24 protein-coding genes and 1 tRNA gene are annotated in these 26,026 nt (G+C 72.6%); 13 read left to right on the top strand and 12 right to left on the bottom strand.

Translation table 11 applies throughout. The features are described from left to right. Positions 1 to 79 precede the first annotated feature (79 nt). A complete protein-coding gene (locus IC605_RS08440) occupies positions 80 to 1,237 on the bottom strand; it encodes an AI-2E family transporter (RefSeq protein WP_216321682.1) in 1,158 nt (385 codons plus the stop codon). A 139-nt stretch (positions 1,238 to 1,376) separates the two neighbouring features. Here IC605_RS08440 and IC605_RS08435 point away from each other — a divergent pair, with 139 nt between their 5' ends. From IC605_RS08435 to IC605_RS08420, 4 genes are all read left to right on the top strand, one after another. Next, positions 1,377 to 2,609, top strand: coding sequence for a class I SAM-dependent RNA methyltransferase (locus IC605_RS08435; RefSeq protein WP_216321679.1), 1,233 nt, complete (start codon positions 1,377 to 1,379; stop codon positions 2,607 to 2,609). 363 nt (positions 2,610 to 2,972) lie between these two features. Then, positions 2,973 to 3,362, top strand: coding sequence for a hypothetical protein (locus IC605_RS08430; RefSeq protein WP_216321676.1), 390 nt, complete (start codon positions 2,973 to 2,975; stop codon positions 3,360 to 3,362). A gap of 30 nt (positions 3,363 to 3,392) precedes the next feature. After that, a complete protein-coding gene (locus IC605_RS08425; protein WP_216321672.1) occupies positions 3,393 to 4,658 on the top strand; it encodes an NAD(P)/FAD-dependent oxidoreductase in 1,266 nt (421 codons plus the stop codon). 22 nt (positions 4,659 to 4,680) lie between these two features. Then, on the top strand, positions 4,681 to 5,304 hold the full coding sequence (locus tag IC605_RS08420; RefSeq protein WP_216321670.1) for a VOC family protein: 624 nt from the start codon (positions 4,681 to 4,683) through the stop codon (positions 5,302 to 5,304). Between the two features lie 4 nt (positions 5,305 to 5,308). On the opposite strand, the gene IC605_RS08415 is transcribed toward IC605_RS08420, so the two are convergent. From IC605_RS08415 to plsY, 4 genes are all read right to left on the bottom strand, one after another. Continuing rightward, on the bottom strand, positions 5,309 to 5,956 hold the full coding sequence (locus IC605_RS08415; protein ID WP_343216546.1) for a rhomboid family intramembrane serine protease: 648 nt from the start codon (positions 5,954 to 5,956) through the stop codon (positions 5,309 to 5,311). A gap of 70 nt (positions 5,957 to 6,026) precedes the next feature. Further along, entirely contained in the window at positions 6,027 to 7,046 is a 1,020-nt protein-coding gene (locus IC605_RS08410; protein WP_216321665.1) for an aspartate-semialdehyde dehydrogenase, read from the bottom strand. A 476-nt stretch (positions 7,047 to 7,522) separates the two neighbouring features. Beyond that, positions 7,523 to 7,825 carry a hypothetical protein gene (locus tag IC605_RS08405; RefSeq protein ID WP_216321655.1) on the bottom strand — a complete coding sequence of 101 codons (303 nt, stop codon included), beginning with the start codon at positions 7,823 to 7,825 and terminating at the stop codon, positions 7,523 to 7,525. Between the two features lie 113 nt (positions 7,826 to 7,938). Continuing rightward, a complete protein-coding gene (plsY, locus tag IC605_RS08400) occupies positions 7,939 to 8,532 on the bottom strand; it encodes a glycerol-3-phosphate 1-O-acyltransferase PlsY (protein WP_216321651.1) in 594 nt (197 codons plus the stop codon). Between the two features lie 107 nt (positions 8,533 to 8,639). Here plsY and IC605_RS08395 point away from each other — a divergent pair, with 107 nt between their 5' ends. From IC605_RS08395 to IC605_RS08375, 5 genes are all read left to right on the top strand, one after another. Further along, positions 8,640 to 10,145, top strand: coding sequence for a sensor domain-containing diguanylate cyclase (locus IC605_RS08395; RefSeq protein ID WP_216321648.1), 1,506 nt, complete (start codon positions 8,640 to 8,642; stop codon positions 10,143 to 10,145). 93 nt (positions 10,146 to 10,238) lie between these two features. Beyond that, complete coding sequence (locus tag IC605_RS08390; RefSeq protein ID WP_216321628.1) at positions 10,239 to 10,670, top strand: VOC family protein; 432 nt, start codon at positions 10,239 to 10,241, stop codon at positions 10,668 to 10,670. A 44-nt stretch (positions 10,671 to 10,714) separates the two neighbouring features. Further along, positions 10,715 to 11,047 carry a VanZ family protein gene (locus IC605_RS08385; protein WP_216321854.1) on the top strand — a complete coding sequence of 111 codons (333 nt, stop codon included), beginning with the start codon at positions 10,715 to 10,717 and terminating at the stop codon, positions 11,045 to 11,047. 10 nt (positions 11,048 to 11,057) lie between these two features. Then, complete coding sequence (locus IC605_RS08380; RefSeq protein WP_216321625.1) at positions 11,058 to 12,026, top strand: AAA family ATPase; 969 nt, start codon at positions 11,058 to 11,060, stop codon at positions 12,024 to 12,026. Positions 12,027 to 12,032: 6 nt separating this feature from the next. After that, positions 12,033 to 14,894 carry a transglutaminaseTgpA domain-containing protein gene (locus IC605_RS08375; RefSeq protein ID WP_343216545.1) on the top strand — a complete coding sequence of 954 codons (2,862 nt, stop codon included), beginning with the start codon at positions 12,033 to 12,035 and terminating at the stop codon, positions 14,892 to 14,894. A gap of 10 nt (positions 14,895 to 14,904) precedes the next feature. Here the strand turns inward: IC605_RS08375 and IC605_RS08370 are convergent, their stop codons facing one another. The 4 genes from IC605_RS08370 to moaA all read right to left on the bottom strand — a co-directional run bounded on the left by IC605_RS08370 (position 14,905) and on the right by moaA (position 19,169). Beyond that, positions 14,905 to 16,383 carry an ATP cone domain-containing protein gene (locus IC605_RS08370; protein WP_246580569.1) on the bottom strand — a complete coding sequence of 493 codons (1,479 nt, stop codon included), beginning with the start codon at positions 16,381 to 16,383 and terminating at the stop codon, positions 14,905 to 14,907. A gap of 136 nt (positions 16,384 to 16,519) precedes the next feature. Then, the gene (locus IC605_RS08365) at positions 16,520 to 17,143 is read right to left on the bottom strand and encodes a TetR/AcrR family transcriptional regulator (protein WP_216321618.1); all 624 of its coding nucleotides are present in this window, start codon (positions 17,141 to 17,143) and stop codon (positions 16,520 to 16,522) included. 165 nt (positions 17,144 to 17,308) lie between these two features. Then, the gene (locus tag IC605_RS08360) at positions 17,309 to 18,001 is read right to left on the bottom strand and encodes a GntR family transcriptional regulator (RefSeq protein WP_216321614.1); all 693 of its coding nucleotides are present in this window, start codon (positions 17,999 to 18,001) and stop codon (positions 17,309 to 17,311) included. Between the two features lie 148 nt (positions 18,002 to 18,149). Beyond that, positions 18,150 to 19,169, bottom strand: a complete 1,020-nt coding sequence (gene moaA / locus IC605_RS08355; protein WP_246580568.1) for a GTP 3',8-cyclase MoaA — start codon at positions 19,167 to 19,169, stop codon at positions 18,150 to 18,152. Positions 19,170 to 19,402: 233 nt separating this feature from the next. On the opposite strand from moaA, the gene IC605_RS08350 reads away from it, so the two are divergent. The 3 genes from IC605_RS08350 (at position 19,403) to acs (ending at position 23,475) form a co-directional block, all read left to right on the top strand. Further along, on the top strand, positions 19,403 to 19,702 hold the full coding sequence (locus IC605_RS08350; RefSeq protein WP_216321611.1) for a DUF485 domain-containing protein: 300 nt from the start codon (positions 19,403 to 19,405) through the stop codon (positions 19,700 to 19,702). Then, positions 19,699 to 21,291, top strand: a complete 1,593-nt coding sequence (locus tag IC605_RS08345) for a solute symporter family protein (protein WP_216321609.1) — start codon at positions 19,699 to 19,701, stop codon at positions 21,289 to 21,291. Before IC605_RS08350 ends, IC605_RS08345 begins: the two co-directional genes overlap by 4 nt. 216 nt (positions 21,292 to 21,507) lie before the next feature. Continuing rightward, positions 21,508 to 23,475: an acetate--CoA ligase gene (acs, locus tag IC605_RS08340; RefSeq protein ID WP_216321607.1), complete on the top strand. Its 1,968-nt coding sequence runs from the start codon at positions 21,508 to 21,510 to the stop codon at positions 23,473 to 23,475. Positions 23,476 to 23,565: 90 nt separating this feature from the next. Here the strand turns inward: acs and IC605_RS08335 are convergent, their stop codons facing one another. Beyond that, on the bottom strand, positions 23,566 to 24,741 hold the full coding sequence (locus IC605_RS08335) for an aminotransferase class I/II-fold pyridoxal phosphate-dependent enzyme (protein ID WP_216321604.1): 1,176 nt from the start codon (positions 24,739 to 24,741) through the stop codon (positions 23,566 to 23,568). Positions 24,742 to 24,879: 138 nt separating this feature from the next. Between IC605_RS08335 and IC605_RS08330 the strand changes: the two genes are divergently transcribed. Further along, positions 24,880 to 25,110, top strand: coding sequence for a hypothetical protein (locus IC605_RS08330; protein WP_216321602.1), 231 nt, complete (start codon positions 24,880 to 24,882; stop codon positions 25,108 to 25,110). A 144-nt stretch (positions 25,111 to 25,254) separates the two neighbouring features. On the opposite strand, the gene IC605_RS08325 is transcribed toward IC605_RS08330, so the two are convergent. Both IC605_RS08325 and IC605_RS08320 read right to left on the bottom strand, forming a co-directional pair. Continuing rightward, a tRNA-Asn gene (locus tag IC605_RS08325) sits at positions 25,255 to 25,329 on the bottom strand. 80 nt (positions 25,330 to 25,409) lie between these two features. Beyond that, positions 25,410 to 25,937: a YqgE/AlgH family protein gene (locus IC605_RS08320; protein WP_216321600.1), complete on the bottom strand. Its 528-nt coding sequence runs from the start codon at positions 25,935 to 25,937 to the stop codon at positions 25,410 to 25,412. Positions 25,938 to 26,026 lie beyond the last annotated feature (89 nt).

Raw genomic sequence — 26,026 nt, 5'->3', positions numbered from 1 at the left:
GCCCCCAAGTTAGCCTGCCCGACGGTGCGCGGCACCTGCATCACGGCGCGGACGGTGCTGGGGCCATCTCCCGCCGACCCTAGCGTTTGGACACCCTCCCGACATCGGCAACCTGGCCCAATTCTTCCTCCATCTGCCCTCGCTGGCCCGTCTTGCCCTGATACGCGCGGCTGGTGAGCCAGTAGCGCGTTCCCCAGCGGTAGACGAGCAGGGCGACGGGGCTGGCGAGAAACGCCCCCAGCGCCCCGCCGACGGACAGCCCGATCAAGACGGCGACCATCAGCGCCGAGGGGGGAATCTGGATGGTGCGGCCCATGATCAGCGGGCTGAGCAGGTTGCCGCCGACCTGGTTGAGGACGAAATACAGCACCGCCACGAGCACCACCGCCGTCGTGCCCAGCGGGATCGCCTGGAGCAGCGCCGGGACCACCGCGATCAGGATGCCCACGTAGGGCACCAGCCACATCGCGGCGGTAAAGAGCCCCAGCACCAGCGGGGTGGGCACGTTCAGCAGCAGCAATCCCAGCGCGGCGAGCGCCCCGACACTCAGCCCCACGAGGAGGTTGCCCCGGATGGCCCGGCCGAAGGAGACGCTCACGTCCTCGGAAAGCCGTTCCACGGCGGGCTGCCAGTCACGCGGAAAGACCGAGAGCAGCCCGCGGCTGACCCGGCGGTAGTCGAGGGCAAAGTACAGGGTCAGGGTCAGCAGGAGGCCGGCCCGCCCCAGCCCGTTCAGCCAGCCGGCCAGCACGGCGGGGCTGGAGGAGAGCAGGCGGTCGAAGAGGGGGCCGACGTCGCGGGCGAGGGCCTGGGCGCGGGTCTGCACGTACTCGGCGAGGCGGTGCTGGAGCTGGTCGATGCCGGGGTCGGGGTTGGGGTTGTCGAGCGCCCGGTCGAGCAGGGCGGTCACGCGGTCGGCGAGGGCGGGCAGGCTGGAGACAAAGCTCGTGACCTGGGACGCCAGGCGCCAGAACAGCAGGGTCACGACGACGAACACCAGCAGGGTGAGCAGCAGCACGCCCCAGCCCCGGGCCAGGCCGCGCCGTTCCAGCCAGGTCAGCGCGGGGTTGGCGAGGTAGGCCAGGCCGTAGGCGACGGCGACCGTGACGAGGACGCCCGAGAGGCTGCGGGCCAGGAGGAACGCCAGGGCGGCGAGCCCCAGGTAGACGAGGAGCCGCACCTGCGGTCTCGTCCACAGGTCCGCCAGAAGCTGCGGCACGGTTCGGTTCGGGTTCATAGCTGCTCCTCGCGGTGAGGGTGGGGGGCGCCTCCTCAGACACTAGACCACTTGCCCGGACGAAGACGAGCCTTCCGGGTCGTTCCTGATGACGGCACGTCCCTTTCTGGGGCCCCCGCCGCGCTACCCTGTCCCCCGTATGCCTGACCCCCTGATCACGCTGGACATCGAGAAACTCGTCGCCGGAGGGCTGGGCCTTTCCCGGGACGACTCCGGCGTGGTGCTCGTGCGCGGGGCGCTGCCGGGCGAGCGGGTGCGCGCCTCGCTGCGCGCGGGCCGGGGCGTGCGCCAGGGAGTCACCCGCGAGGTCTTGCGCGAGAGCCCCGACCGGGTGGAGGCCCAGCGGCTTCCCACCGTGGACCTCGCCCACGCCGCCTACGCCGCCCAGCTCCGCTTCAAGCGCGGCTTCGTGGAGGAGGCCCTGAGCCGCATCGCCAAGCTGCGCGCCCCCGTGGGAGAGACGGTGCCCAGCCCGCGCGAGTGGCACTACCGCAATACGGCCCAGTACCTCGTCACGCCGCAGGGCCTCGCCTACCGCGAGCGCCGGGGCAAGGAGCCCCAGGTTGTCGGCCAGGACCCCCTCGTGATGGAGGCGATCCAGGCCGTCATGGACCGCATCGACCCGGGGCGGCTCGACCCCGCGACCGAGGTGGCCTTCCGCGCGAGCCGCCTGACGGGGGAGGTCGTCGCCGCGCTGATCGGGCCGGGGGAGCCCAGGGTCTTCCTGCGCGCGTCCGATCACCTGATGGACGCCGGGGTGGTCGGCGTGAGCCTCGCCCAGCCCTCCGAGCGGCGCTTCGGGGCGGGGGTGCGGCTGATCGCGGGCGAGGGCGAGATTCGGGAGCAGTTCGGGCGGGTGCAGGTCAGCGTGTCGGCGACGGGCTTCGCGCAGGTGAACCCCGAGGCGGCGGGGCTGGCGTACCTGCGCGCCGCGGAGCTGGCCGGGAAGGGCACGCACGCGGTGGACCTCTACGGCGGCGCCGGGGCCATCGGGCGTCACCTCGCGCCCGCCTTCGACCGGGTGACGGTCCTCGACACCGCCCCCGAGGCCCTGTCGCGCGGGCGGCAGGACGTGGCGGAAAGCGGGGAGCGCAACGTGACCTTCCGGGCGGGGGACGCGGCGCGGCTTTCCGACCTCGGCACCGACGTGATCGTGGTGGACCCGCCGCGCGCGGGACTCGACGAGGAGGCGCGCGGGCACATCCACGCGAGCACCGCCGACCGCCTCGTGTACGTGAGCTGCGACCCCGCCACCTGGGCGCGCGACGTGGGCGACCTCACCCGGCGCGGGTGGAAGCTCGGCTCCGTGACCCCGCACGACTTCTATCCCCAGACGAGCCACGTGGAGGTCCTGAGCGTCCTCGAACGCTGAGGCACCGGGCAACAGGCTCGGCCCGACCCGAAGACGGGCGCAGCGGGGCCGGGTGAGGGGACCCGCCGGGTGTTCCATCGGAGCTTTCCCGGGGCGGCCTGACCTGATCTCTCTCTTGGAGGGCCTTGCGGAGCAGGGGACAGAAAAGGACCTGTCACGCTGAGCGAGCGAAGGGGCTCGCACGCCACGCCGGGCTACATCGCTCGCGCTCGGCACGACAGCGTTCCGGTGCCGAACGCTCTGGAGCCGTCCTCCGTGACGTTGCCGCGTGTGGTCGGGCGCCACCCCCCCTCCGCACGGGCCTTGCCGCGATCTGTCCCGTGCGTTCATATCCCGCTGGCCTCCCCGCGTTAGCCTTCCCCCGTGAACCGTGCCGCGCCCCTCCTGCTCGCCGTGCTGCTGTGCAGCTGCCAGGACCGCGAGGCGCGCGCGGAGAACGCCCGGCTTCAGGCGAGGGTGGCCCGGCTGGAGGCCCAGGTCGAGGCGCTGCGGCGGGAGGGGCGCGCGCAGGACCCGGCCCGGGCGGGGGAGGTGGTCTTGCGCGCCGCCGCCCAGAATTGCGCGCAAGACCTCGCCCGCTTTCTGGAGACGACCCGGCAGGGCGGGGGCGCCTACCCCCCGGCGCGGCTCGTGACCCTGCCCGACTCGTGCCTCGACCTGCGGGTGAACTGGCGCCAGCTCGGCGCGGACGCCTACGCCTTCGACGTGGCCGACCCGGGGGGGCGAACGCTCGCCACGGGCCGCTCGCCCTGAGTCCCCCATTGACCCTGCTAGGCTCCTGGGATGCTGGACGTTCTGGTGGTGGGCGGCGGGCTCGCGGGCCTGACGGCGGCGCGGGTCCTGACCCGGGCGGGGCGCCGGGTGCGCGTGCTGGAGGCGGCGGACGCGGTGGGCGGGCGCGTCCGTTCCCGGGTGGTGGAGGGCTTCACCCTGGAGGCCGGGTATCAGGTGCTCTTCCCGGCCTACCCGGCGGTGAAACGGCACCTCGACCTGGAGGCCCTCGACCTCGTGCCCATCCCGCCCGCCGCCGTCATCCGCCGGGGAGCGCGCGCGGACGTGGTGGGCGACCCCCTGCGCGACCCCGGCGGGCTGCCGAGCACCCTGAGCACCCCGGCGCTGCCCCTCGCGGACAAGCTGCGGGTGGCGGGGCTCGCGGCCCGGTTGCGCTCGCCCGCCGCCCATACGCTGCTGAGCGGCCCGGACGAGACGACCGAGAGTTACCTGCGGCGCCAGGGCTTCACCGAGGCGACCCTCGACCGCTTCTTCCGGCCCTTCTTCGGGGGCATCTTCTTGCGGCGCGACCTGCACACCAGCGCGCGGCTCTTCCGCTACTACTTCCGGATGCTGATGGACGGCGGCGCGGCCCTGCCCCGGGCGGGCATCGGCGCCCTGTCGGAACAGCTCGCTCGGGATGTGGACGTGAGGGCGGGCGTGCGGGTCACGCGGCTCGTTCCTCAGCCGGGCGGCCATGTGTCCGCCGCGACCTCCGCCGGGGAGATCGATGCCCGGCACGTGATCGTCGCCACCGACCCGGACACGGCTCAACAGCTCCTCGGGGAGCCCGTCTCACGCGGGAGTCTCGGCAGCACGTACCTGTACTACGCCTCTTCCGTCCAGATCGACCGCCAGCCCCGCCTGCTCCTGAATGCGGAGGGCGGGCTGATCAACAACGCCCAGTGGCTCAGCAACGCGGTCCCGGGCCGGGCGCCGGGGGGCCAGCACCTCCTCGCCGTGACCGTCCTTGGGCTGCCTGACCTCGACGACCCTTCCCTCGACGCCCGGGTGCGCGGGGAACTCGGGCGGTGGTACGGGGCGGGGGCCGCTCACCTCCGCACCCTGCACGTCGAGCGCCTTCCCCACGCCCAGTATCCCCAGCCCCCGGAATACGCCGCCACCCTCGCCGGGCACGCCACCCGCCTCCCCGGCGTGCTGCTGGCCTCGGAGGTCACCTCGTCGAGCAGCATCCAGGGCGCGGTGGAGAGCGGGGAGAAGGCCGCCGCCATCCTCCTCGGCGACCTGGCGGGGATGAGCCGTCCACGGGGGGCGTGAGCGCGGACCTATCCTGTCTGCCATGCCCGCCCACCTCGACCACCTCGTCGTCGCCGCCCGCACCCTCGAAGAGGGCCGCGCGTGGCTGGAGGGGCGCCTGAACGTGCCCACGCAGCCCGGGGGCGAGCACGAGCGGTTCGGCACCCACAACGTCCTGCTCTCCCTCGGCGGCGCGGCGTATCTGGAGGTCATCGCCGTCGACCCGCCCGCGCCCGCGCCCAGCCGCCCGCGCTGGTTCGGCCTGGACACCCCCGAGCTGCGCGGGCGGCTGGAGGACGGTCCCCTCCTCATCCACTGGGTCGCGCGGGTGCCGGACCTGGACGGCCTCGACCTCGGCCCGTTCGGAGAGCCCCTCGACCTCGCGCGCGGCGAGAACCGCTGGACGCTGACGGTGCCGGAAGACGGCTCGCTGCCGGGCGGCGGGGTGCGCCCCAGCCTGATCCGCTGGCACACGCCGCCCCCGCCTGCTCGACTGCCTGACGCGGGAGTCCGCCTCCTCACCCTGCGCCTGGGCACCCCCGACCCGGACGGGCTGCGCGCCGTGCTGGACGCCCTGAACTTCGTGGGCGAGGTCGAGGTCTACGAGGCCCCGCAGCCCGAACTTCAGGCGATGCTGGAGACGCCGGAGGGGCCGATCACGCTGTGAGGATTCACCACCTGGAGTGCGGCGAGGACATCCCCTCCTGACCCCCCCGCGCCGGACGCTTCCGGTGCAGCAGCGCCGCCGCGAGCAGCCCCGCCACGAAGCCGAAGAGGTGCGCCTCCCAGGAGATGAGGGGATTCGTCGGCAGCACCCCCCAGATCGCCCCGCCGTACAGGAACACCGCGACGAGCGCGACGACGACGGCGCCCGGCGTCCGCTCCCACCACCCCACCCCGATCAGGTAGGCGAGGTAGCCGAACACGAGCGCCGAGGCCCCCAGGTGCAGGCTGCCCCCGCGTCCCAGCAGCCACACCAGAAACCCGCCCACGACGACGATCACCAGGGTCGCCACCAGGAAGCGCCCCACGCCCCGCAGGGCGCTCATGAAGGCGAGGACGGCCAGCGGCACCGTGTTGGCGATCAGGTGAGCGAAGCCGCCGTGCAAGAAGGGCGCGGTGAGCACGTGCGTCACGCTGCCCGGGTCGCGCGGGAGGATGCCGTACCCGTCGAGCGCCCCGCCGAACGCGAACTGGTCGAGGATCTCCTGCGCCCACACGCCGCCGACCAGGACGAGGGTCAGCAGGGCGGCGAGGACGGGTTGCGACCCCCGGCGTGGTCGGTCGGGTCCGGGACGGCGGGGAGCGGGAGCGCGCACCCCTCCAGTCTGCCCCCAAAACGGGAGGGCCACCGGGGGTGTTCTCCCAGTGGCCCCGGCGTTCATGTCCTCAGCCCGCGACCCTGCCCTTCAGCGCCCCCTTCTCCTGCAAATACTCGGCGATCTGCACGGCGTTCAGCGCGGCCCCTTTCAGAAGCTGGTCGCCCGCGACGAAGAGGTCGAGGCCGCCGTCGAACACCAGCGAGGCGCGGATGCGCCCCACCTCCACGTCGTACTTGCCGCTGGCCGTGAGGGGCATGGGGTAGAGCCTCGCCCCTGGATCGTCGCGCACCTCGACCCCTGCCGCCTGACGCAGCAGCTCGCGCGCCTCCTCGGGGGTGGCGGGGCGTTCCAGCTCCAGGGTGATCGCCTCGGAGTGCGTCCGCAGGGTGGGGATGCGGACCGCCGTGCAACTGACCCGGATGGAGTCGTCGCCGATGATCTTGCGTGTCTCCCAGGCGACCTTCATCTCCTCCTTGGTGTACCCGTTGTCCTGAAAGGCGTCGATGTGCGGGATCACGTTGAAGGGAATGGGGTGCGCGAAGACCTGCGCCTGCGCAGGCTGGTCGTGCAGGACCCGGTGCGTCTGGGTCAGCAGCTCCTCGATGCCCTTTTGCCCCGCGCCGCTCGTCGCCTGGTAGGTGCTCACGATCATGCGCTTCACGCCGAAGGCCCGGTGCAGCGGCGCCACCGCGACCACCGCGACCGCCGTCGTGCAGTTCGGGTTGGCGATGATGCCCTTGTGGCCCAGCGCCGCCTCGCCGTTCACCTCGGGCACCACGAGGGGCACCTCCGGGTCGTAGCGGAAGGCGCTGGAGTTGTCGATCACCAGCGCCCCGCCCGCCACCCACGCCGGGGCGAGGGCCTTGCTGATCGAACCCCCCGCCGAGGCCAGGATCAGGTCGGCGTCGATGGCCCCTTCCGGCGTGGCGCGCACCGTCAGCTCCTCGCCGTTAAAGGGCAGGGTCGTCCCCGCCGAGCGCGGGCTGGCGTAGAGCTGCAACTCGTCGAAGTGCAGCGTGCTGTTTTCCAGCACCCTCAAGAGTTCGTGTCCGACCGCCCCCGTCGCCCCCACAATCGCTACGCGCATCCTGGCCTCCTCCAAAAGAAAAACTCCGCCACGCGGCTTTCGCGGGCGGCTGTCAGTCAGGCCGCCCTCACGGAGTGGTGGTCGTGTGGCGGCGCATGGGGGCAAGGTAACGGGCGGGGGGCGGGGGGTCAAGGGGCGGGCTAGGGGACGTCGTTTCTAGAGTGTCCTGGTTCATCATCCCCGTGAGGAGGTTTTGCCAGAAGTCCGGATCACAGACGATCTCCCAGTTCAGGCCAAGGGCCCGACCCGCAGGAAGCGGGCCTGTTCGTCAGCGTCCAGCCGGAGCCGGGCTTCCATCTCGCTCAGGCCCAGAACCTCACACGCCATCTCAAAGCGAATGTTCGACCTGCCGCACCCCGTCGGCAGGCAGGGACGGTCGCAGGTCGTCCAGCCGTCGGACGACTTCCGCCTCGCGCTGGGCGTACTCCTCTTGGCTGTTAGGCAAGGCCCGCGCTCTCGGGGATGCCGACCTGAGATCACCGTTTCTTTCTGAGGAACGACAGCCACCCCGCCCGCTCGGGCTGTTGCGCGGGGGCGAAGTCGGTGATCTTGATCTCGGCTTCGGGGTGGGGGGCGGGGGCCCAGTCTCCGGCCTCGCTGGCGATCATTCCGCCGAAGCGTCCGGCGGCGTAGAGGGCGTGGGTTCGCTCCTGCTCCTGGGTAAGGGCGCGGGGGTCGGCGAGGGCTTCGAGCATGGCCTGGAGGGTGTCGTCCTCGCAACTCCAGCAGCCCCGCGAGAAGGTGGCCTCTTTGCCGTAAATCCGAATCCTGACGGGCATGACTGGCTCCGGGCCGAACGGGCTGAGTCTCCCCGTCCGGGCTTGTGGGTTGGGGTGACCCCCCCAGGATAGCGCGTGTGCCCCCGCCAGGCCCGGTCGCAAGGACACTTTGTCTATTTCGGCTCGCCCAGACGGCGCTCGTTGCCGGCCTGGAGACGGCGGATGTTCTCGCGGTGCTGCCACACGAGCAGGGCGGTGAGGGCGGTGACGATCAGGATGAGCCACACGGGCTGGGCGGTGACCAGGGTGAGCAAGACGGCGGCGACGGCGCCGAGGATGCTTCCGGCGGAGACGAAGCGGGTCAGCAAGATGGCCGCGACCCCGATCACGAAGACGCCCAGCCCGGCCACCGGGGCGGCGGCGGTGATCACGCCGAAGCTGGTGGCGACTCCCTTGCCGCCGCGCCAGCCCAGAAAGGGGCTGAAGTTGTGCCCCAGGACGGCGGCGACCCCGCAGAGGGTGGCGGGAAAGGGGCCCAGGCCGAGGGCGCTTCCCAGCCACACGGCCAGCGCCCCCTTGAGGATGTCGAAGAGGGCAACGAGCAGCGCCGGGCCGGGGCCGAGGGCGCGCAGGACGTTCGTGGCGCCGCTGTTGCCGCTGCCGACCTGACGGATGTCCACCCCGCGCGCCCGGGCGACCCACGCGGCGGCCGGAACCGAGCCGAGCAGATACGAGAGGGCCAGGGCGAGGACGGTCGTGAGGATCACGGCCCCGATTGTACGCGGGCCCCGGCCCATCGGAGGGGGCCGACTCTGAAGGGAAGGGGTGGGGTTTTGTCACGTGTGGGGCCGGTCCGGGCCGCTAGGGTAACCGGGTGCCCACGTCCCCCCCGCCCCCGGACTCTGAGCGGCTCGCCGCCCTGCACGCGTACCTGAGTCTCGGCGCGCTTCCGGGGGAGGCCTTCGACCGGATCACGGCCCTGGCCGCGCAGGTGCTGGGCACGCCCTGCGCCGTCGTGAATTTCCTGGGCGAGGACTGGCAGTTCACGGTGGCGAGCCACGGCCCCGACCTCACCGGGCTGGTCCTGCCCCGGGGGGAGGTGCCCTGCTCGCTGACGGTGCTCGCGCCGGGCGTGGTCGTGATCGAGGACCTCGCCGCCGACCCGCGCTTTGCCCACCACCCGGAGGTCGGGCCGGACTCCCCGGTCGGCGTGCGGATGTACGCGGGCGCCCCGCTCGTCACCGCCGGGGGAGAGGCGGTCGGGACCCTGTGCGTGTTCGACACCCGGGTGCGCTCGCTGGGGCAGCGTGAGCGCGAGGTCCTGCGCACGCTCGCCGCCCTGGTGATCGACGAGCTCGACCTGCGGCTGAGCGCCCGGGAACTCACCCGCGCCCGCGACCACGCCCGCACCCTGCGCGACCTGGCCGAACTCATGCACGAGGACCTGGCCCCCGAGGAGACGGCCGAGCAGGCCCTGGCCCTCTTGCACGAGCGGATGCGGCTCGACTGGTCGGGCCTGCTGCGCCTCACGCCGGGGGGCCCCGAGGTGCTGCGCGACCACGCCGGGCCGCGCGGCGAGGGCTACCGGGCGGTGATGCGCGAGCCCGTCACCCTGGAGGGCACGGCCCTGTGGGCGGCCCTTCGCCAGCGTGAGCACGTCTTCGTGGACACCTGCGCCGCCCCGACCACCCTCCCGCACCTGTTCGCGGCGGGCCTGCGCAGCGCCGCGTGGCTGTACCTGCGGGAGGGCCAGGGCGGCCACCCCTACGTGCTCGCGCTCGCCCGGCTGGGTGAACCGTCGGCCTGGACAGCCGACGAGCGCGGGCTGCTGGAGGCGGCGGTCCGCAGCGTGGGCGTGGCCCTGGAGCGCGCCGAACACGTCCGCGAACTCGAACGCGCGGCGCTGACCGACAAACTCACCGGCCTGGGCAACCGCCGCGCCCTCGACGAGGCGCTCGACGAGGCCACCGGGCTGCACGCGGAGACGGGCGCCGGGTACGTCCTCGCGGTGGTGGACCTCGACGGCATGAAGCGGGTGAACGACTCCCAGGGCCACGCGAGCGGCGACGACCTGCTGCGCGCCTTCGCCCTCGCCCTGCGCGCCCCCGGGGTGAGCGCCTACCGCCTGGGGGGCGACGAGTACGCCCTGCTGCGGGTGGCGCCGGGGGACCCCCCGGCGGCCCGCCGCCAGCTCGCCGCGCTCGTGGAGGAGGCCGCCGGGCACGTCCGCGCCCTGGGCTACCCCGCCGACGCCTCGGTGGGGGTGGCGGGGGTCCCCGACGACGCCCCCGACTCCACCGCCGCCCTGCGGACCGCCGACTTGCGGATGTACGCCCACAAGCGCGAGCGGGTGCGCGCCCGGGAAGGGCAGGAGGGCTGAGCCGTCCCTCCCCCGCCCCGGGACCGTCCCCCGGCGGGGGAAGAGGCCCGGTCCCCTCGTGCGCCGTCCCCCCGGCCCGCTACCCTGCGGGGCATGACCGCCCTGCGCCTCGATCACGTCGCCATCGCCACGCCCGACCTCGACTCGGGGGGCGCCCCCTACCTCGCCCTGGGCCTGACTCCCGAGGGTCCCGACGAGGAGGTCACCTCCCAGGGGGTGATCGTGCGCGCCTTCGTGGTGGGGGAGAGCCTGGTGGAACTCCTCGCGCCCACCCGCCCGGACAGCCCGGTGGCCGTCTTCCTGGAGCGGCGCGGGCCGGGGCTGCACCACACCGCCTACCGCGTGGCGGACCTGGAGGCCGAGATGGAAAGACTGCGGGGGGCGGGCGCCCGCTTCCTCTCGGACGCGCCGACGCCGGGCCGGGCAGGGACGCGGGTGGCCTTTCTCCACCCGAAGTGGGGGGCGGGCACCCTGATCGAACTCGTCGAGCATCCCGCCGGGGGGCACGGGGGGCAGGGAGGGTGAGGCACCGGGCCAGACCCCTGTGGTGGCTCCCCGCCCTCCTGATCATGGGCGCGATCTGGTGGCTCAGCTCGTCGCCCGACACGCCCGGCCCGCCCCTGCCGCACCCGCGCGACTGGGCGGCGCACTTCACGGCGTACCTGGCGCTGAGTTTTTGCCTCGCCCGGGCGACGGGGCGGCGCGGGCTCGCCCTGGTGGTCGCCGCGTGGTTCGGGGCGCTCGACGAGGTTCACCAGGCCTTCGTGCCGGGCCGCGAGGCGGGGCCCACCGACTGGGTGTTCGACGTGCTGGGCGCGTGGGTGGGGGCGTGGCTGGCCCTGCGCGGGCGGGGGAGGGAACGCCCCGCCCCTGTCCCAGTTCTGTCAGACCCCTCCCGTTAGGGTGGGCCGCATGACGCGCGCCGTGCCCTCCGCCCCCTCCCCGAGCGCCGGGAGCGCCCCGCCGGGGAGCGCGGGGGCCGTGACTTCAGCCCTGGACGCGCTCGACCGGGTGATCCTCGGGAAGTCCGGGCAGGTCCGCCTCGCCCTGGCGTGCCTGCTCGCGCGCGGTCACCTGCTCATCGAGGACCAGCCGGGGGTGGGCAAAACCACGCTCGCGCACGCGCTGGCCCGCGTCCTGGGGCTGGAGTTCCGGCGGGTGCAGTTCACCGCCGACCTGCTGCCCGCCGACCTCCTCGGCGTGAGCATCTGGGACGCGCGGGAGGGGGCCTTCCGCTACCAGCCCGGCCCGGTCTTCTCACAGGTGCTCCTCGCCGACGAGATCAACCGCGCGACCCCCAAGACGCAGGGCGCCCTGCTGGAGGCGATGGAGGAGCGTCAGGTCAGCGAGGGCGGGGTGACCAGACCCCTCCCCGAGCCCTTCTTCGTGATCGCCACCCAGAACCCTTCCGCCTTCGTGGGCACCTCGCCGCTGCCGGAAGCGCAGCTCGACCGCTTCCTCCTCACCGTCACGCTGGGCTACCCCGACCCCCGCGCCGAGCGCACCCTGCTGGAGACGGGGGGCCGGGCGGGGGCCGTGCGTGACCTCCCCGCCATGCTGGGCCTCGAGGCCCTGCTCGCCGCCCAGCGCGAGGTGGACGGGGTGTACGCCGCGCCCCCGCTCCTCGACTACCTGCAACTGCTCGCCCGCGCGACCCGGGGTCACCCCGCGCTCGCCGCCGGGCTCAGCCCCCGCGCCCTGCTGGGCCTGCTCGGGGCCGCCCGCGCCTGGGCCTTTCTGGCGGGGCGGCGGATGGTCCTCCCCGAGGACGTGCAGGCCGTGTTCCCGGCCCTCGGCGCCCACCGTCTGCCGCCCCGCGACCCCGGCGCCCGGGTGGGGGACGTGCTCGCCCGCGTCCTCGCCGACACGCCGATTCCCTGAGCCGTCGTGGGTGAACCTCGCGCTTCGGGTGAAGGCGGCGTGGGTCCGGCGGGCCGATTGCGCCCCACCCGGCTGGGCCTCGCCTTCCTGGGGCTGATCCTGCTCACGCTGGTGGGCTGCATCAACTACGCCCTCAGCCTGGGCTACGCCGTGACGTTCCTCCTCGGCGGGGTGTGGGTGGTCACGGCCACGCAGGCGAGCCGCGCGGGCCGGGCGCTGGGCGGAACCTTGACGCCTCCTCCCGAGGCCGTCGCCGGGACGACGGTGCCCTTCACGGCCACGCTGACGAGCGCGGGGCCTGACTGCGCGGCGGCGCTGCGGGTCGGCGGGCGGGGCACGCCGGAGGCCCGGGCGCACGTCCCGGCGGGGGGGCGGGTGACCGTCTCCCTCCCCGTGCCCGCCCCGGTGCGTGGTCGGCTTGTCCTCCCGCGGCCCCGGGTGGTCGCCCTCGACCCCCTCGGGCTGTGGGAGGTCACCCGCCCGCTGCCGAGGCCGGATGGGCCCGTCGTGTTTCCCTTCCCGGAGGCGGGCGCTCCTCTGCCCCCTTCACGTCTGGCCGCCGGGGAAGGGGAGGGCGGACGCCGCGCACCCGGCCACGAGGACTTCAGCGGCCTGCGCGCCTACGTCCCCGGCGACTCGCCCCGGCAGGTGTCGTGGCGGCACGCGGCCCGCACGGGCGCCCTCCTCACCCGCGAGACGGACACGCCCGCCACGTCGGCGCGGGTGTTCGACTGGGCCGACACGGCGGCGCTGGGCGACACGGAGGCCCGGCTCTCGCGCCTCGCGGCGTGGGTGGGAGCGGCCCGTCGGGAGGACCTCCCCTTCGGGCTGACGCTGCCCGGCGCGGCCCTGCCCGTCGGCCGGGGGGAGGCGCACGCGCGGGCGGCGCGGACGGCCCTGGCCCTGCATCCGCCGATCCCACCCGTTCCCGCGAAGGGACGGCGGGCCGGAGCCGGGGTTCCCCTGCCGGGCGGGCCGCTGCGGCTCACCCTGTTCGCCCTCGCGGTAGCCCTCGCGCCCGCCGTCCTGCGGCAGCCGGGGTGGGTCACGCTGCTGATGGCGGGGGTGCTGGGCTACAGCGCGGCGCGCACCCTGCCCCGCTGGCGCGGCCGATTGATCGCGCCGCCCGCCCCGCTGCTCGCCCTCGCGGCGGTGGGGTCGGCGGCCCTGCTTCAGAGCGGGTACGGAACCCTGCTCGGGCGGGACGCGGGCACGGCGTTCCTGGCCCTGCTCGTCGCGCTCAAGGCGGCGGAGACCCGCACGGTGAGGGACGCGCGGCTCCTCGCCCTCCTCGGCGTGTTCGTCACGCTGACCCACTTCTTCTTCGGGCAGGGTCCCCTTGCGGCGGCGCACGCGGTCCTGAGCGTGCTGCTGCTCCTCGCGGCGCTGGGCGGCTGGACGCTGCCCCCCGCCGGGGCGTCCCCTTCCCCCCTGCGCGTGGCGGCCAGCCTCGGCCTGCGGGCCACGCCGCTGACCCTGGCCCTCTTCCTGCTCTTTCCCCGCCCCGACGGTCCCCTGTGGCAGCTTCCGGTGCAGGCGGGCGCCCAGACCGGCCTCGCCGACCGGATCAGCGCGGGCGAGTTCGGCTCGCTCGCCCAGAGCCGCGCGGTCGCCTTCCGGGCGGACTTCGGGGGCGCCCTGCCCCCGCCCGACGAGCGCTACTGGCGCGGCCCCGTCTACGAGGCCTACGACGGGGTGAACTGGACCCAGGTCCGGCTGCGCGGCCCTTCCCCCAGCGTGGAGGTGGGCGGGCCCACCCTGGCGTACACCCTCACCCTGGAACCCGGCGCCCGGCCCTGGCTCCCCGCGCTCGACGTGCCCACCGTCCTGCCGCCGGGGACGTTCCTGACGAACGCCTTCCAGGCCGTCACGCCCCGCCCCCCGGCGACCCGCACCCGCTACGCCTTCCAGAGCCGCGCCGCGCGCCTGGGGGTGGCCGAGAACTCGGAGCGGCTGGAATTCGACCTGCGGCTGCCGACCGGGGAGAGCCCACGCGCCCGCGCCCTCGCGTCCCGCTGGCAGGCGTTGCCTCCTGAGGCCCGGGTGGAGGCCGGGCTGGGATTCCTGCGCGCGGGCGGCTTCACCTACACCCTCGACCCCCCCACCCTGCCGGAGCAGGACCGGGTGGACGCCTTCCTCTTCGGCACCCGGCGGGGTTTTTGCGAGCACTACGCCTCGGCCTTCGCGTTCCTGATGCGGGCGGCGGGGCTGCCCGCCCGGATCGTGGGCGGCTACCAGGGCGGCGAGGTCAACCCGCTCAGCGGCTCCCTGATCGTGCGGGCGCAAGACGCCCACGCCTGGACCGAGGTGTGGCTGCCTGCTCGTGGCTGGGTGCGGGTGGACCCCACCGCCGCCGTCGCCCCCGCCCGGGTGAGCGCCGGGCTCGCCACCGCCCTGACCTCGCCCACCGCCCGCGCCGCGCCCCCGCCGACGCCCCTGCGCCGAGCCGCGCTGCATCTCGACGCCCTGCAAACCCGCTGGAACGCCTGGGTCGCCGGGTACGACGGGGCCCGGCAACGCAGTCTCCTGGACCGCGTGGGGGCCGGGCGGGTCGGCGGGATGCCCTACCTGGCCCTCGCCGGTGGGCTCCTCGCGCTCGCCCTGCTGCCCGCCCTGCTGACCCGGCGCCCCCGCCTCGCCGACCCCGCCGCCCGGCTCCTCGACGACCTCGCCCGCCGCCTGCGGTTGCCGCGTGCGCCGGGTGAGACGGCGGGCGCGTACGCCGCGCGGGCCAGCCTGGAGCGGCCTACCCAGGCCGACGCTATCCGAATCGCCGTTCACGCCTACCACGCGGCGCGCTACGCCCCCGGCTCCGGGTCGGCGGCCCTGGGCGAGCTGCGCGCGGCGGTGCGGCGGGTGCGGCGCTGAGGCCCGGCCCCTACCGTCCCGCCGCCTTGTCCTCATCGCCCAGCAGGGCCGCGCGCTCGACCGGGGTCAGCGCCGCCATCACCCGCCGCAGCACCACGTCCACGGCCTGATCGGCGCTCTCGTCGAGGGTCAGGGCGTCGAGCAGGGGCACGTCCTCGCGGGCGGCGAGGTCCTCCAGAAAACGCTGCATGGTGCGAATCTCGCGGAAGTAGGTCATGTAGCGGTGCAGGGGCCGACTCGCCGCCGTCTCCCGGTCGCGCGACTCGAAGTGGCGGCGGTGCTCGTCCTCGCCTCGCAACACCACGAGCATGGGCACGACGATGGCCCCCGCGTAGGCCTCCGCCCGCAGGTAGCCGGGCACGAGGTGGACCCCCTCCAGCACCACGCTCGCGCCCTCCTCGACCGAGCGGCGCACCACCGCCCCCAGCCCCACGTTCACCTGCCCGACCTGATCGCGGAAGCCCGCCAGCAGCGCCCCCTCGGTGGGGTGTTCGGGCCGGGGCTCGCCGGGCGGGATCAGCGCCTCCCAGGCGTTGAAGGTGCTCGCGTGCAGGGTGGGCACCAGGGCGGGGGAGACCATCGCCCGCATGACCTGACGGATCGAGTCGGTGCTCACCACCCGCGTGATCCCCAGCCGGTACGCGATCTCGGCGGCGAGGTAGCTCTTGCCCGTGCCGCTCACGCCGCCCAGCAGCACGACCAGGGGCCGGGGCGGGCGGCGGATCACCCGCAGCAGGCGGTAGCGCGCGCTCACGTCCGGCCCCACCTCGTCGCGCAGCAGGGCTTCCACCTTCTCGCGGATGGCGCGGCGGGTCACCACCCGGTCCTCGCTGCCGCGCAGGTCGCGCTGGGTCACGCGGGCCACCTTGCGCGCCACGTCGGGCGCCACCCCCGCCGCCAGGAGCGACTGCACCAGGATGCCCTTGCTGAAGGGGCTCGGCGTGCCCCCCCCCGCGCTCACCACGCCGAGCCTTCCGCGGTTGCGCTTGAGGAAGCGGTACGTCAGCCGCAGGTGCTCCCCGTACCGCTCGGCGAGGGTCCGCTCGGTGAGGGCGTCGAGGGCCTCCACCCCGAGGTCGCGCACGCCCGACTGCCGCAACTCCACGTCCACCGCGCTCGCCACCGCGTAGGCGTCACGCGGCGAGAGGCCGGTGTCCTCCAGCGTGCGGGCGAGCACCCCCCGGCTGAAGGGGAGCGTGCCCTTCTTGGCCCTCACCAGGATGTCCACGAAGGCCGGGGTCTGCCGCTCGGCGGCGCGCGCCACCTCGTCGCCCGCCACGTCGCGCGCCACCTCGACCATCAGGGCCTGCAATTCCCCGGGGCTGACCGGTGACCGCTTTGAAAAGCGGAGCTGCCCTTCCACCCGCCGCGCCACCGCCGCCGCCGTGGGCGCACTCGCCCCCGCGTTCACCAGCGACTCCACCACCAGCCCCCGGCTGAAGGGCCAGTGGTGGCGGGGGGAACCGACGGTGAGTTCGGGCTGCGTCAAGGCGGGGAGACCTCCGGGGAAATCGGAGGGCATTCTACGCGGCCCGGGCGGGCGGCACAGCGCAAAGGTGGGGATTTGGGGCCCCTCCCATTCCGCGTGTGGGACGACCGGGGCGAGGGGGCCGGAGGGGGTGTTCCTAGCTCGTCCGCCCCGTGGGCTCGCGCCGCAGCGCCCCCTCCAGCAGCAGGCTGAGGGCCAGCCGCGTCTCCTCCTGCAAGGTGCGGTCGGTGCCGTACGCGCTCCAGCGCAGGGCGACCATCAGGTACGTGTCGGCGATCAGGTTGCTGATGCGCTGGAGGCTCATGTCGGTGCGAATCTGCCCGGCCTGGTGCAGCGGCCGCAAGATCAGCTCGATCACCTTGCTCAGCGGCAGCGCCTGGTACGCGGTCCTGGCCCGTTCCGGGTTGGGATTCATCACCTCGTACGCCAGCGGCGGAAAGAGGTCGCGCTCCCGCCCGTTTTCCTCGGCAAGCTGGTCCCAGATCTCGTACAGGACGGTCAGGGGCGGCGTGCCCTCCGAGAGCCGGGCCTCGGCCTGGTCGCGCAGGCGGTCCATGACCTCGCTGCCGTAGTCGAGGAGCACCGCCTCCTTGTAGGGGTAGTAGTTGAAAAACGTCCCGCGCGACACGTTGCTCGCCTTGGCGATGTCGGTCGCCGTCGTCGCCTGAAACCCCCCCCGCTTGAACAACTCCAGGGCGACGTTGTAGATCCGCGCGCGGCGGCGCTCCTTCTGACGCTCCCGGAGTGAGGAAGAATCCATGATCCCTCACATATAGCGCCTGGAGTCCAAAATTGCACCCCGTCAAACATGAAGGCGGGAGAGGGTGTCTACACCGGGCCAGGCGCGGTCGGTGGCGGGTCGGTGGTGGTAAGTGGAACAAGAAAAGGGCCGGAACGCGCAGGCGCCAGCCTCTTCTCACCGCCCCTACGGCTCGAAGCTGTCCTGAAACGCGTACCGGTCGCCCCGCACCCAGTAATTGACGTAGGAGACGCGCTTGGGACCGCTGTAGGTCGTGCGTCTCAGGAGGAAGGCGGCGGTGCCCAGCGGCACGCGCAGCAGGTCGGCCTCCTCCTGGCGGAGGTTGACGGCCTCCAGGTTCTGCTCGACGCGGGTGAGGGGCACGCCCATCGAGACCATGACCTCGTGGACGCTCTCGGCGCCGAGGTTGTGCTCCATCAGGCCGGGGGCGAGGCGGGCGTTGATGTAGCGCTTTTCGATCACGAGGGACTCGTCGCCCGCCGTGCGCAGGCGGTGGACGAAGATCACCGGGTCGCCGGGCTGAAGCTGGAGGACGATGGCGATCTCGGGGGTGGCGTCGATCTGCATGGCGCGCAAGACGGTCGTGCGGTGCTCGGGGTGCCGGGCCCACTCCTTGAAGGGCCGCACCCGGAACATGCCCTGGCGAAAGCGTTTGCCGGTCGGGAAGGTGCCCGCCCCCTGCACCCGGTAGACGTACCCCTCGCGTTCGAGTTCGTCGATGGCGCGCCGGGCCGTCATGCGCGAGACCTCGAATTCGCGCGCGAGTTGCGGCTCGCTGGGAAGGGGCAGCCCCTCCGGGTAGTGCCCACCCAGCAGCCGGTCTTTCAGGGTGGTCTTGATCAGCGGGTACTTCGCCATGCATCCCTCCAGGGGCCGCCATGAAGACGCGCGGCTATACAACCTCATCTTAGGGTTGGTGTCCTAAGTACACAAGGCTGGACGGCCTGTCACCCACCCCAGGACAACAACCCGGCGGGTCGGGGGCTGCTCCCGAGGGACGGCACCCTCAGCCCCCGATGTGCGACATCTCGATCTTGCGTGCGGGGCCCTTCTCCCCGGCAGGGGTGGCCTCGCCGCGTTCCTCGCTGTAGCGGTCGCGGCGCTCACGCCACACGCCCGCGATCAGGTCGCGCAGCCCGTCGTCGCCCGCGCCCGCACGCAGGGGCGCACGCAAGTCGGTGCCCGCGCCCGCGAAGAGGCAGGTGTACAGCACGCCGACCGCCGAGAGCCGCGCCCGCGAGCAGTCCCCGCAGAAGGGGGCCGTGACCGAGGAGATCAGCCCGACCTCGTGTCCGCCCTCATCCACGTGCCGCTCGGCGACCTCGCCCCGGTAGTTGGGATTCACGGGCCGGAATTCCGCCCCTGTGCCGTCCGCACTCAGGCGGGCCAGCACCTCGCGCGAGGGCACCACCGACTCCATGTTCCACCCGTTGTGGTTGCCCACGTCCATGAACTCGATGAAGCGCACGACCGCCCCCTCGCGCAGGGCCAGCCAGAGCTTCCGCAGCCCCTCGTCGTTCACCCCGCGCTGCACGACCGTATTCACCTTCACGCCTAGGCCCGCCGCCAGCGCCGCCTCGATGCCGTCGAGCACCCGCTGTGGGTGGACGCCGAGCCCGTTCATGCGCCCGAACACCTCCGGGTCGAGGCTGTCGATGCTGACCGTGACCCGCTTCAGGCCCGCCGCCTTGAGGTCGGCGGCGAGGCGGGGGAGCAGCAGCCCGTTGGTGGTGAGGGCCACGTCCTCCACCCCCTCCAGGCGGGTCAGCCGCCCGATCAGCTCCGGCAGGTCGCGCCTGAGGAGAGGTTCGCCCCCGGTGATCCGCAGCTTGCGCACGCCCAGCTCCACGAAGACCCGGCTCAAACGCTCGATCTCCTCGAAGCTCAGCAGCTCGGTCCTGGGCAAAAAGGCATAGCCCGGGCCGAAGACCTCGGCGGGCATACAGTACGTGCAGCGCAGGTTGCAGCGGTCGGTCACGCTGACGCGCAGGTCACGCAGGGGCCGATTCAGCCGGTCGAGGAGCATCTCCCCCACCATAACGGGTACGCGGGCGGGGGTTGGGGCCGGGCTCACGCTGTCCCCAACCCGGCGGGCGCCCAGGCCCCGCTGTTCCGCCCGCAGGAACGTCCTTTTTGAACCCGGTCCATTGCTATTGGGTTAATGGCGCCCTAATCTTTGGGACAACCTTCAATCTGTCTGTGCGCCCGAAGCGCCCCGCCGACCCTCGTGCTCCCCGCCCCCCGCCCCAGGAGGCCCGCATGACCGTATCCCGTTTGCAGTCCGGCTCGCCGCTCGTCCGCAACGCCGCCTACGCGCGGCTGGTGGCCGAGCGCAACCGCTTTACCGTGATCATGACGGTCACGTTTCTGGTGCTGTACTTCATGCTGCCCATCCTGGCGGGGTACAACAAGCCGCTGATGGCGACGAAGGTATTCGGGAACGTGACCTTCGGGTACGTGTTCGCCTTTCTGGAGTTCGCGATGGGCTGGATCATGGCCGCGATCTATGTGGTCAAAGCCCGCACCTTCGACCGCCTGGCGCTGGAGGCCCGGGGATGACCTTCCTCCTCGCGGCCCTCATCGTCGCCGTCACCCTGGGGATCACCTTCTGGGCGAGCAAACGGAACACCAGCGCCTCGGACTTCTACGTGGCGGGCGGGCGGATCAGCGCCCCGCAAAACGGCATCGCCATCGCCGGGGACTACATGAGCGCGGCGAGCTTCCTGGGTATCACCGGCCTGATCGCCCTGAACGGCTACGACGGCTTCATGTACTCGGTGGGGTGGTTCATCGCCTACCTGACCGTGCTCTTCATCGTGGCCGAGCCCCTGCGCAACCTCGGCAAGTACACGCTCGCCGACATGCTCGTCTACCGCCTGAAAGACCAGCGGGTGCGGACCTACGCGGCGATCAGCACCATCGTCGTGAGCACCTTTTACATGATCGCGCAGGTCGTCGGTGCCGGGTCGCTCATCAGCCTGCTCTCGGGCGGCGTGATCGGGGCCAGCCTCGCCATCCCGCTCGTCGGCGTGCTGATGATCATCTACGTGGTGGTGGGCGGGATGCTCGCCACGACCTGGGTGCAGATCATCAAGGCCGTGCTGCTGATGTTCGCCACCATCGTGATGACGGTCCTGATCCTGAACCGCTTCGGCTGGAGCTTTTCCAACCTGCTGGGCGTGGTCGAGCAGCGCAACGGCGCGGCGTTCCTGGGCGCGGGCGTGAAGTACACTAACCCCATCGACCTGATCTCGCTGTGCCTCGCGCTGGTGCTGGGCACCGCCGGGCTGCCGCACATCCTGGTGCGCTTCTACACCGTGCCCACCGCGCAGGACGCCCGCAAGAGCGTGGTGTGGGCGATGGTATTGATCGGCGCCTTCTACGTGATGACGGCCTTCATGGGCAACGCGGCGAACGTGCTCGTCGGGCGGGAGACTATCGTCCGGGAGAACGCGGCGGGCAACATGGCCGCACCCCTGCTCGCGCAGTCCCTCTTCGGCGGGGCGGGCACGGTGGGCGGCGAGTTCGGCCTCGCCTTCGTGACCGCCGTGGCCTTTGCGACCATCCTGGCGGTCGTGGCGGGGCTGACCATCGCGGCGAGCACGTCCTTTACCCACGACATCTACAAGGGCGTGATCCGGGGGGGGCAGGCGACCGAGCGCGAGGAATTTCGGGTGGCCCGCCTCGCCACCGTCGGCGTCGGCGTAATCGCCATCCTGCTCGGCCTCGCGGCCCAGACGCAGAACGTGGCCTTTCTGGTGGCGCTCGCGTTCGCCATCGCGGCGAGTTCCAACCTGCCGGTGATCCTCTTCACCCTCTTCTGGCGGAGATTTAACGCCACGGGCGCGATCTGGGGCATCGTGGGCGGCATCCTGACCTGCCTCGCCTTGATCGCCGTGAGCCCCAACATCCGGGGCATCGACCCGCCCACGAAGACCACGGGCCGCCACCTCGTCCAGGCCGCCCCGATCTTCCCGCTGGAAAACCCCGGCATCGTCTCCATCCCCGCCGGATTCCTCTTCGCCGTCCTGGGGACGATGGTGGGGGCCGCCCGCCGCAACGAGGGCGCGGAGCAGGCCTTCGAGGAGATGCAGTTCCGCGCCTACACCGGGGCGGGCGTGGACGGGACGGTCGCGGCGCACGACTGAGGGAGCTTCCAGCGGTCAGCAGTCAGCCCCCGGCCCGGTGTGGTCGGGGGTTTCGCTCTCCGGGAGCGGGCGAAAGCAGCTTGGACCCAGTTCAGTACCCCTCCCGTAACGACATGCGCCTCCCCGTCCCGGCGGCGGTACAGTAGGCGCACCCACAACCCGCCGCGCCCGCTCCAGAGGCGCACCGAGGGCGCCGCACTCCCGGAGGTTTCCCGCATGACCGATCCCGCCCTGTCCCGGCCCACCCCGTCCGACCACATCGACGCGATGCTGCACGAGAGCCGCGTCATTCCGCCCAGCGAGGAGTTCGCCGCGCGGGCCCGCGTCTCCCGCGAGCAGTACGAGGAGCGCTACCGCCGCAGCCTCGACGACCCCGACGGCTTCTGGGGCGAGGTGGCGGACGAGCTGAGCTGGATGCGCCGCTGGGATCAGGTGCTCGACTGGCAGGACCCCCACGCCCGGTGGTTCGTCGGCGGGCGGACGAACATCGCCTACAACGCCCTCGACCGCAATGTGGAGCGGGGCCTGGGCGACAAGACCGCGATTGTCTGGGAGGGTGAAGACACTCAGGTCCGCACCTATACCTATTCCGAACTCCTGCGCGAGGTGAAGAAGGCGGCGAATGCCCTGACCTCCCTGGGTGTGGAGCCGGGCGACCGGGTGACCCTCTACCTGCCGCTGATCCCCGAGGCGGCCATTGCCATGCTCGCCTGCGCCCGCATCGGGGCCGTCCACAGCGTCGTCTTCGGCGGCTTCTCGGTGAGTGCCCTTTCCGACCGCATCAACGACGCCCAGAGCAAGGTCCTGATCACCGCCGACGCGGGACAGCGCCGGGGACAGCTCGTGCGGCTCAAGGAGAACGCGGACCGGGCCGCCGAGAACACTCCGAGCCTGGAGAAGATCGTCGTCGTCTGCCGGGCCGACTGCGACGCCCCCATGCAGGAGGGCCGCGACGTGTGGTGGCACGACGTGGTGGGCTCGGCGAGCGAGGAGCACGAGGCCGCGGCGCTCGACTCCGAGCATCCCCTCTTCATCCTCTACACCTCGGGGAGTACCGGCAAACCCAAGGGCGTGCAGCACACCACGGGCGGCTACATGGTGGGCACCTACCTGACGACCCAGACCGTGTTCGACCTGCGCGACGACGACGTGTACTGGTGTACCGCCGACGTGGGCTGGGTGACGGGGCACTCCTATAGCGTGTACGGGCCCCTCCTCAACGGGGCGACGGTCGTGCTGTACGAGGGGGCCCCCAACCACCCCGACTGGGGCCGCTTCTGGGAGGTCGTCCAGAAGCACCGGGTGACGATCCTCTACACCGCGCCGACGGCGATCCGCTCCTTCATGCGGCAGGGTGATGAAATTCCGTCCCGCTACGACCTGAGCAGCCTGCGCCTCCTCGGCTCGGTGGGGGAGCCCATCAACCCCGAGGCGTGGATGTGGTACTACCGGGTGATCGGTGGCGAGCGCTGCCCGGTGGTGGACACGTGGTGGCAGACGGAGACGGGCTCGATCATGCTGACGACCCTGCCCGGCGCCCATCCCAGCAAGCCCGGCAGCGCGGGCCTGCCGATGTTCGGCGTCGAGCCCGCGATCATGACCCACGCGGGCGAGGAGCTGGGACCGGACGACGGCGGCCTGCTGGTGATCAAGCGGCCCTGGCCCTCGATGCTGCGGACCGTGTACGGCGACGACGAGCGCTACCGCAAGAGCTACTGGGGCGAGATTCCGCACGTGTACTTCGCCGGGGACGGTGCGCGCCGCGATCAGGACGGCTACATCACGGTGGTGGGCCGGGTGGACGACGTGCTCAACGTCTCCGGGCACCGCCTGGGCACGATGGAGATCGAGTCGGCGCTCGTCGCCCACCCCAGCATCGCCGAGGCCGCCGTGGTCGGCAAACCCGACGACGTGAAGGGCGAGTGCGTGGTGGCCTTCGTGCTCCCCCAGGCCGGGCACACGGTTGATCCGGGGGCCCTGCGCGCGCACGTCTCCAAGGAGATCGGCGCCCTGGCCCGCCCCGACGCGATCATCATCGCCGACGCCCTGCCCAAGACCCGCAGCGGCAAGATCATGCGCCGCTTCCTGCGCCAGATCGCCGCCGGGAAGGAGATTCAGGGGGACACGAGCACGCTGGAAGACCCCTCGGTGCTCGACCGGCTGGCGGCGACGCAGGCGGTGTGAGGCGGGGGGCGAGCGGCCTGTGGCGTGGAGGAAAAGAGGGGAGAGGGCGTCTGCCGGGAGGACGGTTGGACGCCCCTTCTTTTTCCCGGATCAGCGGGTGATGGCTTCGCGGGCTTCCTGCACGGGCACGCGGCCCAGCCGCCGCGCCGCCTCCACCAGCACCCCCGGCGGCTGCACGAGCGCGAAGCGCACGAAGCCCTCGCCCCGCGCCCCGAAGGCGCGGCCGGGGCTGAACGCCACGCCCGTCTCTTCAGCCGCGCGCACGGCGTAGGCCACGCTGTCGGTCATCCCGGGCACCCGCGCCCAGGCGTACATGCTCGCCTGTGGGAGCGCGACCTCCCACCCGAGCCCCCGCAGGGCCGGGACGAGGGCGTCGCGCCGCGCCTCGAACGCCCGCGCCCCCGCCCGTCCCACCTCGTCCGGCAGGCCCAGGGCGACCGCCGCTGCCCGCTGGATACCCAGGTAGGCGTGGAAATCGACGGCACCCTTCACCCGCGCCAGGGCCGCCAGCGCGTCCGCATCCCCTGCCGCGAAGCCGATCCGGAAGCCGCCCAGGTGGTGCGTCTTGGAGAGCGAGTGCAACTCCACCACCCCATCCAGCCCGGCCTCCAGGGCACTCGGCGCCCGGTAGCCCCCGAACGTCAGCTCGGCGTAGGGGTGGTCGTGGACGAGCAGGGTGCCCCGCGAGCGACACCACGCGGCGGCCTGCCGGAAAAAGGCCGCGTCCGCCACCGCCGAGGTGGGGTTGTTGGGGTAGTTCAGGAGCAGGACGCGGGGCCATACCTCGTTCGGCACGGCGTCCAGGTCGGGCAGGAAGCCCCGCTCGGGGAGCAGCGGCAGGGTGACCACGTTGAGCCCCGCGACCGCCACCGCGCCCAGGTACGGCGGGTAGCAGGGGTCGGGCAGGAGCACGGTGTCGCCGGGGTCGGTCACCGCCAGCAGCAGGTGGGCCAGCCCTTCCTGCGCGCCGATCAGGGGCAGCACCTCCCGGTCCATGTCCACCCGCACCCCGAAGCGCCCTGTCAGGTACGTCGCCGCCGCTTCACGCAGGGGCGCCGTGTCGCTGAAGAGGGGGTAGCGGTAGGTGGCGGGGTCGCGCGTGGCCTCCCGCAGGGCCTCCAGCGCGGCCTCCGGGGGCGGCTGGTCGCTGGAACCGATGCTGAGGTCGATCACGTCCAGGCCCGCCGCTCGCGCCCGCCCCTTGGCCGCGTCCATCAGCGCGAACACGCTGCCCGGCACGGCCCCCGCCCGTTTCGAAGCCCACATACCCGGCAGGCTAACACTCTCCGCTTTCCTGCCCGGTCACCCCGGAGATGGGGACGTTGAAAGAAGCCGGTAAGACAGTGAATTTATGCTGAAGACAGTCCCACAATTCACCGTCGGGACTTCCCCACCGGAGGCGAGATGCTGAGCGTAAAGCTGCACCTGTGTAACGGCGACGTAATCACCACCACCTTGACTCCGGCCCAGAAAAATCGCCTGAGCCGGACGCTGAACCAGGCCGTCCTCCCCCTGACGCCCTTTACCCTGCACGCGGCCGGCGCCGAAGTGGAAATTCCCTGGCGCACCATCGGCTATATCTCCTCCGAGCCCCTGGTCAGGTCCGAGGTCCAGGCCCAGGAGGCGGCAGACTAAACACCCGGTGCGCGAGCCCCTCGCCAGAAAGTCCGGAGCGAGAGGACGAGCGCGGGGTGCTCCGGGCCCCCGTCCGATGGCCTGCCACCCGCCGTCTCGCGGTTTCCAAAGACAAAACCCCCGCGCTGGGCGGGGGCTTTCTGTTGGCTCGGCAGGTAGGGGTCGAACCTACGACCATCCGATTAACAGTCGGACGCTCTGCCACTGAGCTACTGCCGAAGACCGTGGTGGCGAGCCGTTTCCGGCGCGAGAGGGATAGTAGCATGGCCCCGCCTGATCCTGCAAGCGCCGGAGAACGCCTACGCCTGTGCTCCCCCCGGCATGATCGTGCCCGGATTCACGCCGAGGTGGTCGAGTGCGGCCTGCCAGCGCTCGCCAGCAGAGACTTTCCAGAGGAGGTCGGGGGTGTCCTGCTCGACCCACAGCCAGGTGCCCTCGCGCGCCTCCTCGGTGAGCTGGCCCGCCGCCCACCCCGCGTAGCCCAGCAGCAGCATGAAGGTCTGCCCGCTCGCCATCACTGCCCGCAGCACGTCGAGGCTACTCGTGACCAACAGGCCGGGGGCGAGGCGGACCTCCCCGGGGAGATTCGTGGACTCACGGTACAGGCACCACCCCACCGTGGGGTCCACCGGGCCGCCCGACCATGCGCTTCCCGCCTCGCCTCCGGGCACGTCCGGGAGGAGTTCTTGCACCGTCTGCCGCAGGGGCGAGGTGACGACCAGACCCATCGCGCCCTTCTCGTCGTGCTCCAGCAGCAAGATCACCGCGCCCTCGAAGAACCCGTGCAGGTGGGGGCTGGCGACCAGAAACGTCAGCGGCGCAGGCATCGGGGACAGGATAAACGCTGACGGGCAGGGAGCCCCGGAGGGTTAACCGGGCGTGAGCCGAGGGAACTGAAAACCCTCCCCCAGCACAC

Source organism: Deinococcus aestuarii (genome assembly GCF_018863415.1).
Taxonomy (GTDB): domain Bacteria; phylum Deinococcota; class Deinococci; order Deinococcales; family Deinococcaceae; genus Deinococcus; species Deinococcus aestuarii.
Note: the sequence above shows the minus strand (reverse complement) of the source record. Positions and strands in the feature narration are given on the sequence as shown.